Source organism: Flavobacterium franklandianum, from assembly GCF_007097365.1.
Taxonomy (GTDB): Bacteria; Bacteroidota; Bacteroidia; order Flavobacteriales; family Flavobacteriaceae; genus Flavobacterium; species Flavobacterium franklandianum.
The window spans coordinates 176,564-195,861 of sequence record NZ_VJZR01000003.1; the positions used below are offsets into that span (position 1 = coordinate 176,564).

11 protein-coding genes are annotated in these 19,298 nt (G+C 33.9%); 4 read left to right on the plus strand and 7 right to left on the minus strand.

Going from position 1 to position 19,298, the window contains the following annotated elements; all coding sequences use genetic code 11:
- Positions 1–11: 11 nt before the first annotated feature.
- From FNW17_RS16480 to FNW17_RS05590, 7 genes are all read right to left on the minus strand, one after another.
- Complete coding sequence (locus tag FNW17_RS16480; protein ID WP_235893247.1) at positions 12–992, minus strand: pectinesterase family protein; 981 nt, start codon at positions 990–992, stop codon at positions 12–14.
- Entirely contained in the window at positions 968–2,053 is a 1,086-nt protein-coding gene (pelA, locus tag FNW17_RS16485) for a pectate lyase (protein ID WP_235893248.1), read from the minus strand. The genes FNW17_RS16480 and pelA overlap by 25 nt, the downstream gene beginning before the upstream one ends.
- 13 nt (positions 2,054–2,066) lie before the next feature.
- A complete protein-coding gene (locus FNW17_RS05570; protein ID WP_144071087.1) occupies positions 2,067–3,686 on the minus strand; it encodes a glycoside hydrolase family 43 protein in 1,620 nt (539 codons plus the stop codon).
- A 7-nt stretch (positions 3,687–3,693) separates the two neighbouring features.
- Positions 3,694–4,926, minus strand: a complete 1,233-nt coding sequence (locus tag FNW17_RS05575) for a glycoside hydrolase family 88/105 protein (RefSeq protein ID WP_144071088.1) — start codon at positions 4,924–4,926, stop codon at positions 3,694–3,696.
- 210 nt (positions 4,927–5,136) lie between these two features.
- A complete protein-coding gene (locus FNW17_RS05580; protein ID WP_144071089.1) occupies positions 5,137–6,105 on the minus strand; it encodes a DUF4861 family protein in 969 nt (322 codons plus the stop codon).
- Between the two features lie 7 nt (positions 6,106–6,112).
- Positions 6,113–7,048, minus strand: a complete 936-nt coding sequence (locus FNW17_RS05585) for an alpha/beta hydrolase (RefSeq protein WP_144071090.1) — start codon at positions 7,046–7,048, stop codon at positions 6,113–6,115.
- Between the two features lie 211 nt (positions 7,049–7,259).
- On the minus strand, positions 7,260–8,708 hold the full coding sequence (locus tag FNW17_RS05590) for a glycoside hydrolase family 28 protein (RefSeq protein WP_144071091.1): 1,449 nt from the start codon (positions 8,706–8,708) through the stop codon (positions 7,260–7,262).
- A gap of 259 nt (positions 8,709–8,967) precedes the next feature.
- Here FNW17_RS05590 and FNW17_RS05595 point away from each other — a divergent pair, with 259 nt between their 5' ends.
- The 4 genes from FNW17_RS05595 to FNW17_RS05610 all read left to right on the plus strand — a co-directional run bounded on the left by FNW17_RS05595 (position 8,968) and on the right by FNW17_RS05610 (position 19,176).
- Positions 8,968–10,002 carry a LacI family DNA-binding transcriptional regulator gene (locus FNW17_RS05595; RefSeq protein ID WP_144071092.1) on the plus strand — a complete coding sequence of 345 codons (1,035 nt, stop codon included), beginning with the start codon at positions 8,968–8,970 and terminating at the stop codon, positions 10,000–10,002.
- Positions 10,003–10,718: 716 nt separating this feature from the next.
- Positions 10,719–13,961, plus strand: a complete 3,243-nt coding sequence (locus FNW17_RS05600) for a SusC/RagA family TonB-linked outer membrane protein (protein ID WP_144071093.1) — start codon at positions 10,719–10,721, stop codon at positions 13,959–13,961.
- 19 nt (positions 13,962–13,980) lie between these two features.
- Complete coding sequence (locus tag FNW17_RS05605; RefSeq protein WP_144071094.1) at positions 13,981–15,786, plus strand: RagB/SusD family nutrient uptake outer membrane protein; 1,806 nt, start codon at positions 13,981–13,983, stop codon at positions 15,784–15,786.
- Between the two features lie 159 nt (positions 15,787–15,945).
- Positions 15,946–19,176, plus strand: a complete 3,231-nt coding sequence (locus tag FNW17_RS05610; protein WP_144071095.1) for a hypothetical protein — start codon at positions 15,946–15,948, stop codon at positions 19,174–19,176.
- Positions 19,177–19,298: the final 122 nt, after the last annotated feature.

The window sequence follows — 19,298 nt, forward strand, 5'->3', positions numbered from 1 at the left end:
ATATTTATATATTATTTTTTAGTATTTCTAAATAAATCGTTTATTGTTTTGGAAAAATTCAATCCCATACAATTTTCGACAGTATACTTTTTTGCTTCTGATTTTTTTAATTGATGTGACCAAATAACTCTTTTGTCGGGTTGAAATCCTGTGCCATTGCATATATATTCGGCGTAAAAAGCTGTTTTTTCTGCTTCGGGTTTGGACCAATTATGCCAACCGTCGGGTGTTATATGGTTGCCCATTTCGCAATTGATAAAAACCGCTTTGGCATAAATTCGCCAAGGTCTTCCCAAATAAACTTTGGTTACTTTTGGGTCTGCGGTTAGTTTACAATTTTTGAAAACATATCCAAACGCGGTATTTTGAGGTGTTGAAGCGGCTGTTATATAGGAATTACTTTTGCTGTGAATGGTACAATTTTCGAATAAAACAGTAGCATCTCCAAAAATAAAATCAGTAGTTCCTTCGATATAACAATCTTTAAAATAGTTCTTGCTTCCTTCACCCGATGTGTACAGCGTATCTTGATTTCCTAATAGGGAACAGTTGCTAATTATGACTCTATCAGCATTGACATTCAATGCAACTGCCTGACCCACTTCGCCTGAGGTGTTTTGAATGGTTAAATTTTTGGCTATAAAATCATTGCCTTCGACTAAAACAGTGTAGGTGTGAAAAGTGCTGTTTCGACCGATATTTATTTTGTTGAAATAATCGTCATACGTGATAATTGTTTTTTCTCGGCTTTCGCCAATTAATGAAATTTTAGGATTCCAGGAATGGATTTTTACTTTTTCATAGTACACGCCATTCTTTACAAAAATGGTAATTCTTTCAGACGGAAATGCTTTTGCTGCATTCACGGCTTCTTGAATTGTGATAAAATCACCGTTGCCGTTTTTGTCAACAACAATGTTAAATTCGTCTTTTAGGACTTTTTTATTATCAAGAATTGGTTTTTCGGTTACAACTTCAGTTTTTTTTTCCAAGCTGGGTATTTTTTCAATACCTCTTTTGGTTCATTGGTGTACCAAGCGTATCCCGTTCTTCGTTCTTGTCCTATTTCAGCAATGGATGCTTTTTTAATTCCATCGCGGTCACAGAAAAAGGGAGTGTTGTCGCTGAGTTCCATAAATCGAGCCCAAAGAGGAGTTGCATTCGCATCTTTTACCATAACCTTTTCCATAATTTTGCTGTTTGGAACAGCAACTCGTTCTTGTCTCAAATCAGTGATTTTTGTTTTTTCGAACCAAGTTACCGCACTGTTTACGGCTGTAATTATTTCAGGAGATGGGTTTTCAATTGACATTAAAAGCAATACGATTTTAGCAGATTCTTTCCCACTTAAAGAGGCTAATTCATAAGCGCGCGCATTTGCCGGAAGCAAGGTCGCTTCGTCGTGTTGTGCACACCAAGCCGTTAATAAACCATTTTGTTTGTATTGAGTTTTCAAAATGCATTCGATCCCTTTGTCGAAAGCGATTTTGGCTCTTTCTATAGTGGCTTCAGGGGGTTTTATAGAATAGTAATCCGTTTTGTCAACGTACTCTTTTATAACATTTAAAATGTTTACCATTGAATCATCATTGTAAGTGATGTGTGTGGCATATCCTTTTTTTAGAGGGTAAAATTGTGGCCATCCACCGTTTTCGTATTGGGCTTTCAGCAAATAATCCAAACCAGCCAAAAAGGCATTTTTGTATCTCTCGTCTGGCACTTGTGCGTACATTTTTGATAGAAACAACATCTCTTGTGTTGTTGCTCTATTATCGGTCGTTAATTCTTTTGTAATGGGTTTAAGTGCAATTATTTTTTGCTTTTCAGCTTCAGTCAATGGAGTTTGCATTTGGGTGTTTTTGGGCCAACCACCAATATTGCGTTGGTACAGCAAAACATTTTCAGCAACTGCTTTTGCTTCAGTGGTTGCAAACCAAGACGGTTCAGATTCATTGATAATTTGGGACCATTTTTGATCGTGAACTTGAGCCTGAATATTTGTCTTTACTACAAATAGTAATGCGAATGCAATTATAGTTTTTAATTTTTTCATTTTAATTTTGTTGTTATTTTGTTATTCTAAACCAATCAATTGCGGCACTTCCAGCGTCATTTATTACGCCTTTTCTCAATGCTAAAACACCTACTTTTGCACCAATCCATTTTCCTTCTTTTGCTGTAAAAGTTTCGCCTAATGGATTGAATTTTTGACCGTCTTCACTATAGAAGAAATTGCAAATTCCACCAGTTTCTATCTTTACTTGCAAATAAACTGTTTTGTTTTCTATTTGAACAGGTTTACTTTCTGATTCCAAACCTTTTTTATCTGCATTTTTATTCGTTTTTTGGGAAAGGAATAATTTTCCTCCTTCTTGTTTTAAACATAAAAAACTGTAATCCAATCCCATAATCACCAATCCTGTATATTCGCCGTCAAATCGAGAATTGAACGTGAGTTTTGTTGTGGCAGTAAACTCGTTTGAAGGGAACTTTTGCAAAAGTAAATTGGGAACATCAAACAGATTTATAGCTTCCTTTGGCACAGGAATACAATTCAAGTTGTAATATCCCATAGGTGTTGGAAAGCCCCAAGTAATTTGAGGATTTGCGTGCCATTGCCATTGGAGTCCTAGTTTTGGAACGTTGAATTCGTCACTTTCAGGCGGTGTCTCGATTGGGAATGATTTTTTGCCAATATTTGGTTTTTTATATTTCATTACTGGTTCGCCGATGCCATTTTTGTCATCATCATTTCCTATTATCGGCCAATTATTTTCCCATTTCATAGGTTGTAAATGCACCACTCTTCCGTAAGCGAATTGGTCTTGAAAATGAATAAACCAATCTTCTCCGGTTTGGGTTTGAACCCAAGCACCTTGATGCGGACCGTTTATAGTTGATTTTCCTTGATCCAGAACCTTTCTTTTTTCATAAGGACCAAAAATATTTTTTGATCTTAAAACGGTTTGCCAACCAGTTGCCACTCCGCCAGCAGGGGCAAAAATGTAGTAATAGCCGTTTCGTTTGTAAAATTTCGGACCTTCAATGGTGTTTTCATCGGTGTGACCATCAATAATCATTACGTCATCATTATTGGCTAACGAACCATCAGAATTCATTGAGCAAACAGCTAAAATGCTTTTGATTCCAGCACGGCTTCCGGCAAAAGCATATCCAAGATATACTTTTCCATCTTCGTCCCAAAGAGGAGTCGGGTCGATTAATCCTTTTCCCTCCTTGACCATAACAGGTTCAGACCAAGGTCCTTCGGCTTTTTTTGCTTTTACAAGATAAATGCCATAATCAGGATCGGGATAGTATATATAAAATTCATTGTTTTTATATCGAATGCAAGGAGCCCAAACACCATTGCCGTGTTGAGGTTTATTGAATACTTCTAAAGGTTTTTGTTTGGATAACGCATAACCGATTAATTTCCAATTTACTAAATCTTTAGAATGGAGAATTGGCAAACCCGGAATGCAATTAAACGATGAAGCGGTCAAATAATAATCATCTCCAACTCGAATGGCGTCCGGGTCAGAATAATCAGCATACAAGATGGGGTTTTTATAGGTTCCATCACCGTTATCAGCTACCCAAACTTGGGAATGATTTTCCTGTCCCTTTATCGTTTGAATTGAAATTAGGAATAATATAAAGGCTATGATTTTAAAAAATTTCATTTTTATTTTATCTGTTTAATTCTAAGGCAGCTAGAATAAATGGTCCAGTGGCTTTTGGATCATTGTCTTTTTTTCTTTCATTGACATAATATTCATAAGATCCATCTCTGTAGGGTTTGCCTCCAAGTCCTGCAACGGCGCAGGCTTGAGTTAGTGTAATTGTACCATCATCATCTACTTTTATCAATTTGGTAGTCAAACCATCGAAGGCTTTATTGGCTACTTTTTTATATTTTGACGTTAAATATCCTTTGTTTACTCCTTTTGCATAAGCATAAGCAAACATCGAAGTTCCGGATGATTCTAGATAATTCCCGTCTTTTGCACCTGAATCGGTTACTTGATACCACAAACCCGTTTTTTCGTCTTGAAATTTCTCTAAACTAGCGGCGATGTTGTTCAAATAACCTACTAATTCTTTTTGTTTTGGATGGTCTTTTGGAAAATAATCCAAGGCATCAACCAAGGCCATCATATACCAACCGATGGATCTTGACCAAAAATTTGGAGAAACACCCGTATCTTTATTAGCCCAAGGCATTAATTTTTTTTCGTCCCAGCCGTGATATAACAATCCTGTTTTTGGGTCCGTTGCGTGCAATTGAATTTCTTCAAATTGTTTGGCCACGTCGTTCAAGTTTTTTCCGTTTTCAAAAGTAGTGGTGTATTGTGCATAGAAAGGTTCTCCCATATACAATCCGTCGAGCCACATTTGGTTGGTGTAAATTTGTTTATGCCAAAATCCACCAGTTGCAGTTCTTGGTTGTCCTTCGAGTTGTTTTTTTAACGTTTGCATAGCTATTAGATAGCGATTTTCTTTTGTTGTTTGGTATAAATTAAACAACAATCGCCCGGGCAAAATTAAGTCTATGTTGTATTTTTCTAATTCATAGGTTTTAATGGTTCCATCGTTATGAACTAAAATATCTACATAGTTTTTTATGTAAGCTGCATACCTTGGGTCTGGATTTTTTTTATACAATTTTTCGAACGAGTGAAGTACCAAGGCGTGTACATAGTCCCATTTTGGGGTTTTTGCATCATCAATCATATACGCTTGAGGATGACGTTTCATTAACGTTAAAGCCATTTTATCGGACCATTTTGCGTCTTTTGAAATTTCAATATTTTGTGATTGAACCGTTTTTATGGGTTCTTGCGCTTTGGATTTACAACTAAAAAAAGCTAGTGAAATAAATAGTGTGGTAGCTTTTAAAATATTTAGTTTTCTGTTTAACATAATTTGGATGTTTAATATTTAGTTCCCATTTTGTAATTCAATTTATATTTTTTAAAACGCATAGAATCATTGCTTTTATTAATTTAAAAAGACATTTCATTTTTTATAGTTAAACATAGCTATGCGAAAACCAAGAATTGATCTATCGTATTCTTTTTTCTATGTTCCTATGTGTTTCATTTTTATTGCCTATAATATATTTTATTTTAACTAAAGTTTATTCTTTTTGTTTAAAACCACTAATTTTTCATCCAAATATTTGATGAATTCTTCTTTAGATTTAAGGCCTCCTATTTCTTGCTCCCAAGCTCCTAAAAGGTAAAAAGAATTTGATTTGGTACTTGGTTTGAAAACCAATAAATGATCAAATTCGGCATCTACTAAAGATTCTACAGTACGGATTTCATAAAAAATAGCCATCCCTAAATTGTCTGGAACCAAGGATTGTTTTCCGTAAGTGGCAATGTAGGCCCATTTTTTGTTAGCACTTTCTTTTTTTAGGAATTCAGTATTTTTTTGTTTTACAATTCCAGTGCAAATCCCTTTGATTTCTTTAGAAGCTTGAAAAGTGTGTTTTGTATAAATTTGGTCTGGCTTAATGCTAAGTTCAGATGTAAAATCAATTTTATCATCCGCTGTTTTCCAACCGTAATAATTGATTTTCACAATTGATTCATTACTTTTATTTTGAACCTTGGCAATGGTAGAATCTACAGCATAAAAGTGTAATCTTTCTTTGTTTAAGTAGCGATCGATGGAGCCAATCCCGATTCCTTTTCCAGCTTTTAGAATATCAGATCCCCAATCACTCATTTCGTGGTAGGAATCAAAACCATCAAGTCCTACTTGTGGCAATACTATTGCTTCGGTTTTTTTTCCGAAAATATCAATGGCATTTCTCCAATCGAGATACAAACGATAGCCTATTTTATTGCTTTCCCAACCAGGACCTTCGTATCTAATATCGAAAGAATGATCGGTATGTTCTGGAGCCAATTTTAAGCTTTGAACATTTTTAAAAGTACCACCAATGTATTTGCGACCTTCCCATTTGCCACCTTCTTTCACAGATATTTCGGCATAAATTTTTGGGTTTTTACTCGTGGTTTTATTATTTTGGGCTTGACAAGATGTTAAACTCAATACGATTAATGCTGTGGTAATTTTTAATATTTTCATTTTACAATTATTTAAATACTTTTTCAAGAAATTGAGCGGTATAATTTATAGTTTCATCAAACCAAGGATTTAAAAACCAAAAGGAGTGAGGTGAATTTTGAATAGTTTGGACTTCATTGTATATTCCATATTTGTCTAGAATTAGAATCATATCGTCTCTTCCAGCGTGAAATCTGGGAATACTGCTATTTATAAATAGGGTAGGAGGTGTTTTTTTGTCTGTATGATTTAAAGGAGAAGCTTGTTGCCAAACTGTTGCTTTTTCTTCATAATTTCCTCCTAACCAAAGACCAGCTACTTTTCCTTCGATGGATTCAGGATGTTTGAATGCTAAAATACCATCGATATTGATGATTGCTTGCACGTTTGAGGAATTTATAGAACTTTTATTGTTGTCTTCAAAGTTTCTGTTTCCATTTGTAGTCCCTATCAAAGAGGCCATTTGTCCACCAGATGAACAGCCTAATATGGCAATTTTAGTAGTATCTGCATTGAATTTTCGGGCATTTTTTTTAATATAGATAATTGCTTTTTTTACATCAAAAATTGCTGCTGGATATATTGCTTCTGGTGATAATCGGAATTCAATATTGAAACAAGAATATCCTTTAGAGGCCATTTCAATGGCAAAGGTTTCCATTTGGGATTTGTTTCCGGATTTCCAACCGCCACCGTGTAGGATAACTAGAGCGGGATTTTGTTTCTTGGTTTTATTGAAATACGCATCAAGATGTAGTTTTCGGTTGTTTATTTTTAGATAAACAATTTCTTTTTGCTCTTTTACGTTTTCATATTTTTTGGGCTGTGCGACGCTTACGTTTGGGTATTCTTTTTTCAGCTTTTTATAAACACTTTTTATGGTGTAAGTTGTATCAATAGGGTAGTGAACTTGCGCAAAAACAAATTTGGATAAAAAAAACAGAAGTATTGCAATTTTTTTCATTGTCAAGTTTGAAGAATTAAACGTTCTACCAAAATTTAAAAAGGGGAGCTTGTAAAATTGTAAACTCTTGATTCGGCTAATTTAAAGCAATTAATTAAATCCAATTTTGTTTCCATTACTATACTTTATTGACGATTTTGAAAGTTTTAGTTATCCTCAATTCAAAAAATAATTTATAATTACAATTTCAGAAGTTCTATTTATCGCAATATTAATTTTCGTAATTTTCAATAATTTTACCATTAATGTAAGTATTTATCAATTTAAGATTTTCAACATTTTCGATTGAAAACGGAGTATCTACTTTTTCAATAATTACATTCTTAAAGGTAATATTTTTAATAGGAGACCCTTTATAACCAGTAGCTAAAATGCTAAATTTTCCGCCATATTTTACTTTTACATTTTCAAGACTGATATTTTCAATACGGGGAATGAATTTTCCCTCTTGATTGCCATGAACATTGTAAAACATATCTACTTTTAAAACTGCTTCTTTTACTTCTCCTATTTCAATATTTCTCACATAAAAATTTTCGATTAATCCGCCTCTTTTGGAGTTCGTTTTCAGTCGAATGGCAACATCAAGGTTTGGACTGCTCATTATACAATTTTCTACATAAACATTACTAACGCCTGCAGACATTTCACTACCAATAGTTACTCCGCCGTGACCATCATACATTTTGCAATTTTGAACAATTATATTTTCACTTTTTATTCCTACTCTTCTTCCATCAGCATCTCTACCTGCTTTTATTGCAATACAATCATCGCCAGTATTGAAAGAGCAATTCTTTATGATTACATTTTTTGAATATTCTGGATCACAACCATCATTGTTTGGGCCGTGGCTGTTTATGGCGACACCATCTATGGTGACATTTGTAGCTTTCATTGGATGAAGAATCCAAAAAGGCGCATTAATTATTTTTATATCTTTAACTAATACGTTTGTACATTCAAAAAACTCAACAAAATTGGGTCTCAAATAATGATTTTCACCAAAAATTCTTTCAGGAACTTCAATTCCATTTTCAGCCATATTCATTAAGTTTTCAATGTCTTTTTGTTGTTTTGGCATTCCGTCTTTCCACCCATAAGTATCTTTTCCGCACCAAGACCACCAATTATCATTATTGGCTTGACCATTGATTGTTCCTTTTCCAGTAATAGCAACATTTGTTTTTTGATACGCATAAATAAGTGGCGAATAATTCATGCATTCTGTTCCTTCAAAAGTGGTATGAACTAAGGGGTAATCTTTTGGGTTGGTGCTAAAAAATATTTCTGCACCTTCTTGTAAATGCAAATTCACATTGTTTTCTAAGTGAATTGCACCCGACAAAAATTTTCCTTTTGGGATAAGGACAATTCCTCCTCCATTTTTGGAGCAAACTTTAATTGCTTTTTTTATAGCTTCAGTATTGTTGAAAGTACCGTTTGATTTTGCCCCATATTGTAAAATGTTATAGGTTTTATTTCGGAAAGTAACTGGTTTTACATTTTTGATTATAGATTCCATTTTATTCCAAACGTCTTTTGTGTCTTGAATTTCTTGGGATTTTGCTGCTGTTGAAATAAATAAAACCATTGCAAGTGCTAATCTAATGATTACATTGGTTTTGTTAGTGAAAGAAAATATTTTGAAATGTTTCATTATTTTTTATTTTTATTTTGGTTTCAGTATATGTAATCGATTACGCAAACATACGAATAAGTTTTAAATAAACAAAAAATATACCTAAAAAAGCATTAAGTGTAATTAAAAGTAATAAAACGGATAATTAAATATTTTAAGTTGCTTTTAGGAATACTTTGTATAAACAATATGTTTTGTGCAATCGATAACATTTTGATTTAGTAATTCTGATTTTTTTAATATATATTTACAAAAAAAAATTCTATATTTTCCCGATATGACCCGTAGGACCACAATTTACGACATTGCAAAAGAACTTGATATTACAGCCGCCTCGGTTTCAAGAGCGCTAAATAATAATCCAAAAATTAGTGAAAGTACTCGAAAACTTGTTTTGGAAACGGCAGCCAAAATGAATTACAAACAAAACAGGCTAGCGTTGGCTCTTCGTAGTGGGAAAAGCAACAATGTAGGTGTAATTGTTCCGAGAATCGACAGTAATTTTTTCGCTTCTATCATTCGTGGTATTGAAGAGGAATTATATTCAGTTGGCTATCATATTATTATTTGTCAAACACACGAAGATGCAAAAATTGAATCAGACAACATCAATACACTGTTGAACGCTCAGGTCGATGGGATTTTAATGTCTATTTCTAACGTGATTAATGAAAATAATGATATTATGAAACGAGTTGTAGATAAAAATGTGCCTTTGATATTTTTTGATAGAAAGAAACATATTGATGGAGTTAGCTCAGTTACTATCGATGACTTTGAAGGAGGATATTTAGCCACAAAGCAACTCATTGACGAGGGTTGTAATCGTATTGCACATTTTACAGGAGATCAATCATTAGAAATTTTCCAAAATAGAACTAAGGGATATAAAAAAGCTTTAGAAGATAATGGAATTCTATTTGATTCAAATTATGTTTTCCAGATAAAGAGTAATGTTGATGCAGGAAGACTAGCCATTGAAAAATTATTGAGCTTAGAAAATCCTCCAGATGCCTTATTCTCTACCAGTGATTTTGCTGCTTTAGGAGCTATTCAAGTCCTAAAGGAAAAAGGCATCACGATTCCAGAAGAATTTTGTGTTTTTGGTTTTGGTAACGAACCTTTTACTAAGTTTATGGAGCTTTCGATTTCATCTGTTGACCAATCTCCTTTGGAAATGGGCAAAATGGCTGCCAAAGTATTTTTAGAACAAATAAATAATAACGAAAATTTAAAAATAGAAAAAAAAGTGATATTAAAACCAGAATTGCACATTAGAAAATCATCATCAAGAAATTCTAATTTGCGTTAATATTGTTTTTGTTTAATAGTTTGAAAACACCTTTTTTAAGAGAATGTTTGTCACTGTTCCATCTTTCTTTTCCTTACTGTAACTGAATGTGTTACTCCTTTCTTGAGATTTATTCCTTTTTTAAATTTAATCCTTCAAAATTTAAACAATTTATCTAGTCGTTTGTCTTGAATTAAGTTTTGCGTTTTTATGGATATCAATGGGATTGGCTTTTTATTTATCAACGATTACTTGATTTTAGGGTTTTTTTTAAATAAATTTTCTTCTACAATATAATTAGTTTCAGGTTCTATTTTAAAAGGTGATTTTTAAAGGTTTTAATTTACAATGAATATAAATACCATTTTTTTTACCATTATTATTGCGCAATACTCAAATAATCAATCTTTTTTTTCACATCCCGTTTTTTTTCGGAAATTAAATTTTTTTTTCTCAAAATTAATTTTTAAGTTTGTGCAATCGATTACAATTATTTAAATACAGTTTGATAATTTTATAATTAAGTGTTTTTATAAAAAATCATAATGAAAGAAAATAGGAATAAAGAATTTGTTTTCAAATTAGTAATTAAATGTTAAAATCAAGTTTTCTTCTCGAGTATAGACACAAAATAAAATTAGTTTATCATTAAGAAAAAATAAAGACGAAAATGAATTAAATCCAATTTCTTAAATAACCATTAAAAATCAAAATAATAACCAATAAAACATAATCAAATGATTGTTAAACTAGTATTTAAAAAGGGCAAAAAAACAAGTTTTGTGATTATGCTTCTGCTGAGCTTATTTGCTACTATAGAAATAAAAGCGCAAAATAAAACTACAACCATTAGTGGTTTGGTAAAAGATGATTTAGGGCTATCAATTCCTGGTGTGAATGTTGTTGAAAAAGGCACAAAAAATTCTACTAGTTCTGATATTGATGGAAAATTCACATTACGTGTTGCTAGTTCAAAAAGCGAAATTGTTTTTTCATCTATTGGATTTGAAACGTTAACACAAAGTGTTGGGCAAAAGACAACTTTGAATGTGGTCTTAAAAAATGCAGCTTCAAAATTAGATGAAGTTGTAGTTATTGGATACGGGACATCTCGAAAATCTGACTTAACTGGCTCTGTTGCTTCGGTTTCTGGTGCCGATTTGAAAAAAGTACCAATGTCAAACGTAGCTGAAACTTTGACAGGGCGTATTGCTGGTGTGCAAGTAACTTCTTCCGAGGGTTCTCCTGATTCTGAAGTAAAAATTAGAATTAGAGGTGGTGGTTCTTTGTCTCAAGATAGTTCGCCATTAATTATAGTTGATGGTTTTCCTGTAAATAGTATGAGTGACATCTCTCCTTCGGATGTTGAAAACATTACAATATTGAAGGATGCATCATCTACTGCAATTTATGGTTCTAGAGGAGCGTATGGGGTTATAATTATTACTACTAAAAGTGGTAGTAAAAATGGTAAGATGTCTGTAAATTATAATGTATTTTATGGTGCAAAAACGATTGCAAATTATTTCGACGTACTTAATCCAGAAGATTTTGCAAAATGGCAATATGAATATGCTATGTTATCAAGTTCGCCAAAGGGGTCAGCAAAAGATTACGACAAATACTTTGGGGCTTGGCAGAGTTATGCTGGTGTAGAAGGAACAGATTGGCAAAAAGAGATTTATGGTCGTACTGGTAAAGTTCAAAGTCATGATTTAGGAATTCGTGGTGGTTCAGATAAAATTAATTATAACTTTAATTATGCGCTTTATGACGAATCAGCTATTATGGTTGGCTCGGATTTTAGAAGAAATAACTTGTCATTAAATTTAAAAAATAAAGCAAGTGAAAAAGTAGATCTTTCATTTACGATGCGTTACTCTAATACTGTTATAGGTGGTTCAGGTGCTAATGAACAAAAGGAGGTTTCATCAGCAGATTCACGACTTAAGCATGTGGTGGGATATTCACCTATTGATTTGCCAGGTTTAACTACTGATGATACAGACGAAGCAATATCAAGTTATCTAGTGAATCCGTTTGTTGCAATAGCAGATAATGGCCGCAAACAAATTAGAAATAATTTTAATATGTTAAGCAGTTTTTCTTGGAAAATCATCAATAATCTTCAGTTTAAATCTGACTTTGGATTAGATGTTTTTAATAATTTAGATTATCGTTTCTATGGTCGTTCTACGTATTATGTAAATAATGTTCCTGCCGCAACAAATCAAGGAAAGCCATCGTTGATTATGAGTGATGAAAAAAACAAACGTTTTCGGAATGCCAATACCCTTAATTATGATTTTAAAGATTTATTGGGTAAGAATCATAGCTTAAAGCTTCTTTTAGGAGAAGAAATGATAGATTATCAGAATAATAAAGTAACAAGTACAATTCAAGGGTATCCTAAATCTTTCACTTTTGATGACGCAATCAATTTGACCACTCAGGGTATTCCTCAATCAGTTGACAATTATTACAGTCCTGATGATAAATTACTTTCTTTTTTTGGACGTCTAAACTATGATTTTAAAAGCCGCTATCTCTTTACTGCTACTTTCCGTGCAGATGGTTCCAGTAAATTTTTAGGAGACAATCGTTGGGGATATTTCCCTTCAGCGGCAGTTGCTTGGAAAATTAATGAAGAAAGTTTTTTAAAGGACGTTTCTTGGGTGAATTTACTTAAAATGAGATTCAGTTATGGTGAAGCAGGAAATAATAACATTCCAGTTGGACAAACGATTCGAACATTTCAATCCTCTGCTTCTGCTTGGATAAATAATGTAACCAACTTCTGGGCAGCATCTAAGACAATGCCAAATCCTGATTTAAAATGGGAAACTACAGTTACACAGGATCTTGGAATTGACTTTGGTTTCTTTAACAATCGCATCAGTGGTACTGTAGATGTTTACAACAACATTACTAAAGATCTTTTAATTAATTTTCCTGTATCAGGAACGGGCTATGATTTTCAATATAGAAATATGGGAGAAAATCAAAATAAAGGTCTTGAGCTAAGTTTAAATGTAGTTGCAATTGAAAAGGATGATTATGGATTAAGTTTTAATTTCAACATAGGCTTCAATGAAAATAATATCAATAGCCTTGGAATCATGAATGACTTTGGATATTCAAGTGGTTGGGCATCTACTTCGATAGGAAATGACTTTGCAGTAAATGTTGGTCAGCCTCTTGGATTGATGAGAGGTTACATCAATGATGGAAGATACGAAGTTTCCGATTTTAATTTTTCTGGAGGAGTTTATACTTTAAAAACAGGTGTTGCAAATAACTCCAATGTTGTTGGGTCAGTTGTACCGGGTTCAATGAAATTAAAAAACCTTGTTGATTTACCGGGAGAAGTACCTGGGACAATAAATGCAAATGACATTACCTTTATTGGAAATGCAAATCCAAAACACACAGGAGGTTTTGTCATAAATGCTAATGTGCATCAATTTGATTTTATGGCTGCTTTTAACTGGAGTTATGGCAATGATGCTTATAATGCAAACAAAGTAGAATTTACAACTACTGCAACTTCACCAAACGGTCAATATAGAAACCTAACTTCCGAAATGGCTGATGGACAAAGATGGACAAATCTTGATCCAACTACAGGTTTGTTAGTAACCGATCCTACAGCATTAACAGCGCTAAATGCTACTACTACAATGTGGTCGCCTAAAATGGATCGCTTTGTTTTTTCTGATTGGGCAGTTGAAGATGCTTCTTTCTTTAGACTTAATACCTTTACAATAGGATATACTGCTCCTGATGCTTTGGTTTCAAAATTAGGGATATCTAAACTAAGATTGTATCAAACCATGAGTAATGTGTTTACAGCAACCAACTATTCGGGTCCAGATCCAGAGGTTTCTACAAGAAGAGCCACTCCTTATACACCAGGGGTAGATTACTCGGCATACCCGCGTAGCAGACAAATTGTATTTGGTTTAAATCTTTCTTTTTAATTGAATAACTTATTTTAATATGAAAAAAATAATAATAATTTCAGGATTAATTTTATCTGGTTTCTTTACATCGTGTCAAGATTCTCTAGATACTTATTTAGAGGCACCTACAAAATCATCCTTAGATGAGTCTGTTATATTCTCAACTCCAGCTTTAGCTGCTGGCGCTGTTGATGGGATAAAAATCCCTTTTGCAGAAACCAACTCATATAGAGGTCGTTTTTTAACCTATTATGGTTTAAATACGGATACAGAATGGTTCAATGCATCGCAAACGGATGACAACAAATCACAACTTTGTACCTATAGTGCCACGGCAAATAATACCGAAATGAATACCGCCAATAATGTTTGGGCAATGATGTATTCAGGTATCGAACGAGCAAATATTTGTGTTCAAGGATTACGCAATTTTGGTAACCCAAAACCAGGAACGGAACTTGGGCAGTTATTAGGAGAAGCACTTACCTTAAGAGCTATATACTATGCCGATTTAATAAAGTCTTGGGGCGATGTACCTATGCGTTTTGAACCAATTACTACAGCAACTATCTATTTGCCAAAAACAAGTCGCGATGAAATATACAAACAACTTATAAAAGATTTAGAGGAAGCGGCAACTTTGGTGGCTTGGCCAAAAGGAAGCTCTGCTACCGCTACTGTAGAAAGAATTAACAAAGCCTTTGTAAAAGGACTTCGTGCTCGTTTAGCATTGGCTGCCAGTGGATACCAACAATATCCTGATGGAGTTAGAAGAAGTACCGACCCAGAACTTTCAGTCGATAAAATGTATAAGTTAGCACTTGTAGATTGCCGAGAAGTCATTACAAGTGGAACTGCACGATTAGAATCTTCATTTGAAACATTATGGAAAAAATACAATCAAGAGGACATAAATGCTGGTGGAGAATCACTTTGGGAGCTGCCTTTTTCTGATGGTCGTGGAAGAATGCTTTTTACCTTTGCAGTTCGACACACTACTAACGATCAGTTTCATTCCAATGGAAGTAATAGAGGTGGAGTTGCAGGTCCATTACCTTTCGTTTTTTATGATTATGATCAGTATGATAGCCGTAGAGATGTAACTTGTGTTCCTTATTTGTACGGAGCTGCTGTATCTGGAATTGCCAAACAAGTGATAAATAAAGATAAATTGGATACTTGGTATTTTGGAAAATATCGTTACGAATGGATGAAACGAATGGTTACCTCTACAAATGATGATGGTATAAATAAAATGTACATGCGATATGCTGAAATACTTATGATGGCTGCTGAAACAGCGAACGAAATCGAAGGTGCTACTGCTGCTGTTCCTTATTTAAAAGAAATTCGAAAAAGAGCATTTCCTTTAGCACAACATCCTGTAAAAGTGGATGCTTATGTTAATGCTTTAACTTCTAAACAAGATATGTTCAAAGCCATTGTCGAAGAACATAAGTTTGAATTTACTGGTGAAATGGAACGTAAACAAGCACTTATTCGTTGGAATTTGTTAAAAGCAAACTTAGATATTGCCAAAGATAAAATGTCACGATTACAGTCAAGAACTGATGAATATGCAACTGTACCTTCTACTTTGTATTTCAAATACAATACAGATAATGTTTCTCTAATTATTTATGGTTTAAATCGCGGCGAAACTACCGATCCGGGAGCAGGATACACTCCTGTTAGTTGGGCTTGGACAGGAGCAACTGCTGTAACTAAATCAAATTCACTTTACAAAGCGGGTGTAAATCCTGACGCTAAACAATTTTGGCCAATATGGCAAGTATTTATTGAATCCAGTAACGGGAAGTTAGTAAACGATTACGGTTACTAGAAATAAACCTAATTCTTCAAATGATTTTTTTTAGATTTTTATTAAAATAATTAAATCATTCTAAATTTAATTCTAAGATAGAGGGAATGCAGTAACAAGTGTTTTGTATTCCCTTTTTTAATTTCTATTTACCATATAAACAAATAAATCAAACCAATTATGAAAAAAAAATTACAATTACTAATTTTTACTTTGTTGCTATCCATATCGTTTACACAAGCCCAAAAAATCGATGTTTGGGATTTTGGAGGGCAACAATTAGATGCAAATTTGTATAATAATAAATTAACAGTGGCCGATATTAATGCCTGGTATCCAGGAATCACCGCTGGCACAACCGGTACTAATTTACCATCATCGACGGTGCTAACACTTACTTCAGGAGTTTTGACTCTTAAAACGGGTGGTTCTGATAGGTTGTACACTACAAATACGGCTATTACTCGTTATGCCTCGAGCAGTATTGGTACAACCGATATCAATTATACGGCAAGATATTATTGTAATGGTGCTGCTAGTGCTACAACAAGGTTTTTTACATTAACATTGAATGTTGACGATGAAGTAACCCTCGTTGCTAGTACAGAATCTGCGGGTAATTCGATAACAGTTGTTAACACTACAACTGGTACTTCACAGACAGAAACATTACCAGTAGTACAATCTGGAACTGCTGTTTCGATTGTCAAATTTCAGGCAAAACAAGCAGGTGATTTCAAAATATCTTCTTTGGTAGGAAAAGGAAATTATTACAGAATTTATAGAAAACAAGCTACTTATACAACGATCAACGGTACTGTTGACGAAACTGCTGCCCCTGGAATTTCTGGATATTCAGTAGTATTTACCAATCCAGCTGGAAAATCTTGGATTGCACCTGTGGTATCAGGAACTTATAATGTTACGATTCCTGCAGGATTTACTTACAATATGAGTATGATTAATGCCAATGGATATATTATTAGTAATGGTACTTCTTTGGCGGTTACTGATGCAACTACAAGCTATAGCATTGCAGTTGTGAAAGTTGATTTATTCACTGTAAGCGGTTCAATTACAGGATTAGGCACCAATATTTCAAAAGTAAGTTTGATATATACTCCAGACCCATTAGCAAATAAAATTTTTATTCCTAAACCAGTAATAAATACTGCGAATTCTACTTACACAGTGGAATTAGAGGCGAATACATCATACACTATTTCTGCACAAAGCGTGAATGATTATGAAATATTGGCCAATACAATAACGATTACAGGTACAACTGCTTCCGATGTTGCTTTTACGTCAAAACCCGTTTATCCAGTTACAATAATCGCACCTGGATTAGACACTACACAATTGAGTAACCTGAAATTGACTTTCACTAACCTTAATGAAAGCGGTTATGTTTATCCTTTCAATTCAATTACAGGAATAACTTTGCGTAATGGAACTTATAGCGTTGCTTACTCTGGACTAGATAATTATCCTGTGGATTGCGGAATAGTTTCTAATCTAAAAATCACTGGAGCAGCTTTATCTAAAACAATTGATTTTAAATCAGTAACGGTTTGGTCTTTCGACGATAGAACAGTATCAACAACTACATCTGCAGGACACAAAGGGATGTTGGTTACGGGGACGGTTTCTAATCGTATTGGCAACGGTGATTTGACAGCCAAAAGTGGTGCAACTATTAAAATTCCTGTAAAAAACATTGGTGATAAGGTGTTGATTACCTATTACTACGCTGCTAATTTCTCTATAGAAGGTGGTGTTGCAATTACAACAGCTAGTAATAGTACTTCTATCTTTGAAAATGTAGAATATACTTACACAGGGACCGAAGCTACTCCGGGTTATGTTACAATTACTTTAGGTGGAACAGCTTTAACTACTTATTTTACTAATATTCAGGTAGGAGGTGGCAGTACTACTTATTCGTCAACATTAACAGTAGGAGCTGGTAAAAATTATCAAACAATAAATGCAGCTCTTTCTGCTGTTGGTTTTATGACGAGAACTACAACGCAAAGAGTAACCATAATGATCGATCCAGGTAATTATGAAGAAATGATAGACATTACTCAACCCAATATTACTTTGAAAAATGCAGCAGCAACGCCAAACATTAACTTGTTGAACAAAGGAGTGGATATTGATGCTGATGCAGTAAGAATCACTTCTTATTATGGAATAGGGTATAACTACTACAGCATGAAAAACAACCAAAAATGGGATGCAAATGTTTTGCGAATTAATAAAGAAAACGGTTCTCAACCTTATACTAACGTTAGTGGAACCACCAATAATTCTTATTGGAATGCAACTTTGCTAGTTAGTGCAAACGGATTTGTTGCCGAAGATATTATTATCGAAAACTCCTATAATCAATACATTTCTTTGAAAGAATCTCAGGATGTAGTCGAGATGATTGTTGGTAACAAAGGATTGCGTCCAACAACTTTTGGAAGCACTGCTGTTCAAGATAAAGCTTTTGTAGAAAGAGCTGCAGCATTTGCTGTCAAAAACGCAATCGACAAAGTAGTCTTGAATAAATGTCGTGTGGTTGGTCGTCAAGATTCTTTCTTTGGAGGTACAACTTCTAGAGTAGTGGTGTACAAAGGAGTAATGATGGGAGGTACCGATTATATTTTTGGCGGAATGGACGCCGTGTTTTACCAAACAGATTTGGCTATGAATACTAGTGACGCTAGTAGCGATGCCTCTTATATAACTGCTGCACAACAATCTACAGGAAGAGGTTATTTAATGTACGAATGTAAAGTGACCACAGCTATTCCTGGTACTGAAACGGCTTCTATTTATCGCTCTAAACCAGGTCACTTTGGTCGTCCTTGGGCTGCAAACACAAGCGAAGTTGTTTTTTACAACACCACAATCGAAACCTCCAATTATCCAGGATTTGTGGGCCAATCTTTAATTATGCCTCTTGGATGGAATAATTCATTAAGTGGAGAATCTCCTAAAATGTACGAATACGGAACTATCGAAAATTCAGGAGTAAATAACGCAGCAAGTCGTGCTACCTGGGCAACATTGTTATCTACACCAACATTAACTGACGGAACAGCTATCACCACTTTTAATTTTACAAAAGGAACCGATAATTGGGATCCAATTCCTCAATTAAAAGCCAATGATACATCACTTAAAATCAAAAATCACCAAGCTAATTCTTCTGTAAATGTTTATGCTTACAAAAACAACATTGTGGTTTCTAATGTAAAATCAAATACTAAAGTTTTTGTTTATGGTTTAAATGGTTCATTGGTTAAATCATTCGAAACCAATTCGGATGCCAATTTCAATTTAAATGCAGGCATTTGGATCGTAGTTGTGAAAGCTACTGATGGACAAAAAACAGTTAAACTAATGACATATTAATCAAACCTTGTTCAATATGAAAGCCCTAATATTTTTTATTAGGGCTTTTTTTTATCCTATTTTGTTTTGAAAGGGGAGATTTTGAAGCCAAAAAATATCGGTAGAAAGTAAGTAAGTTTTAA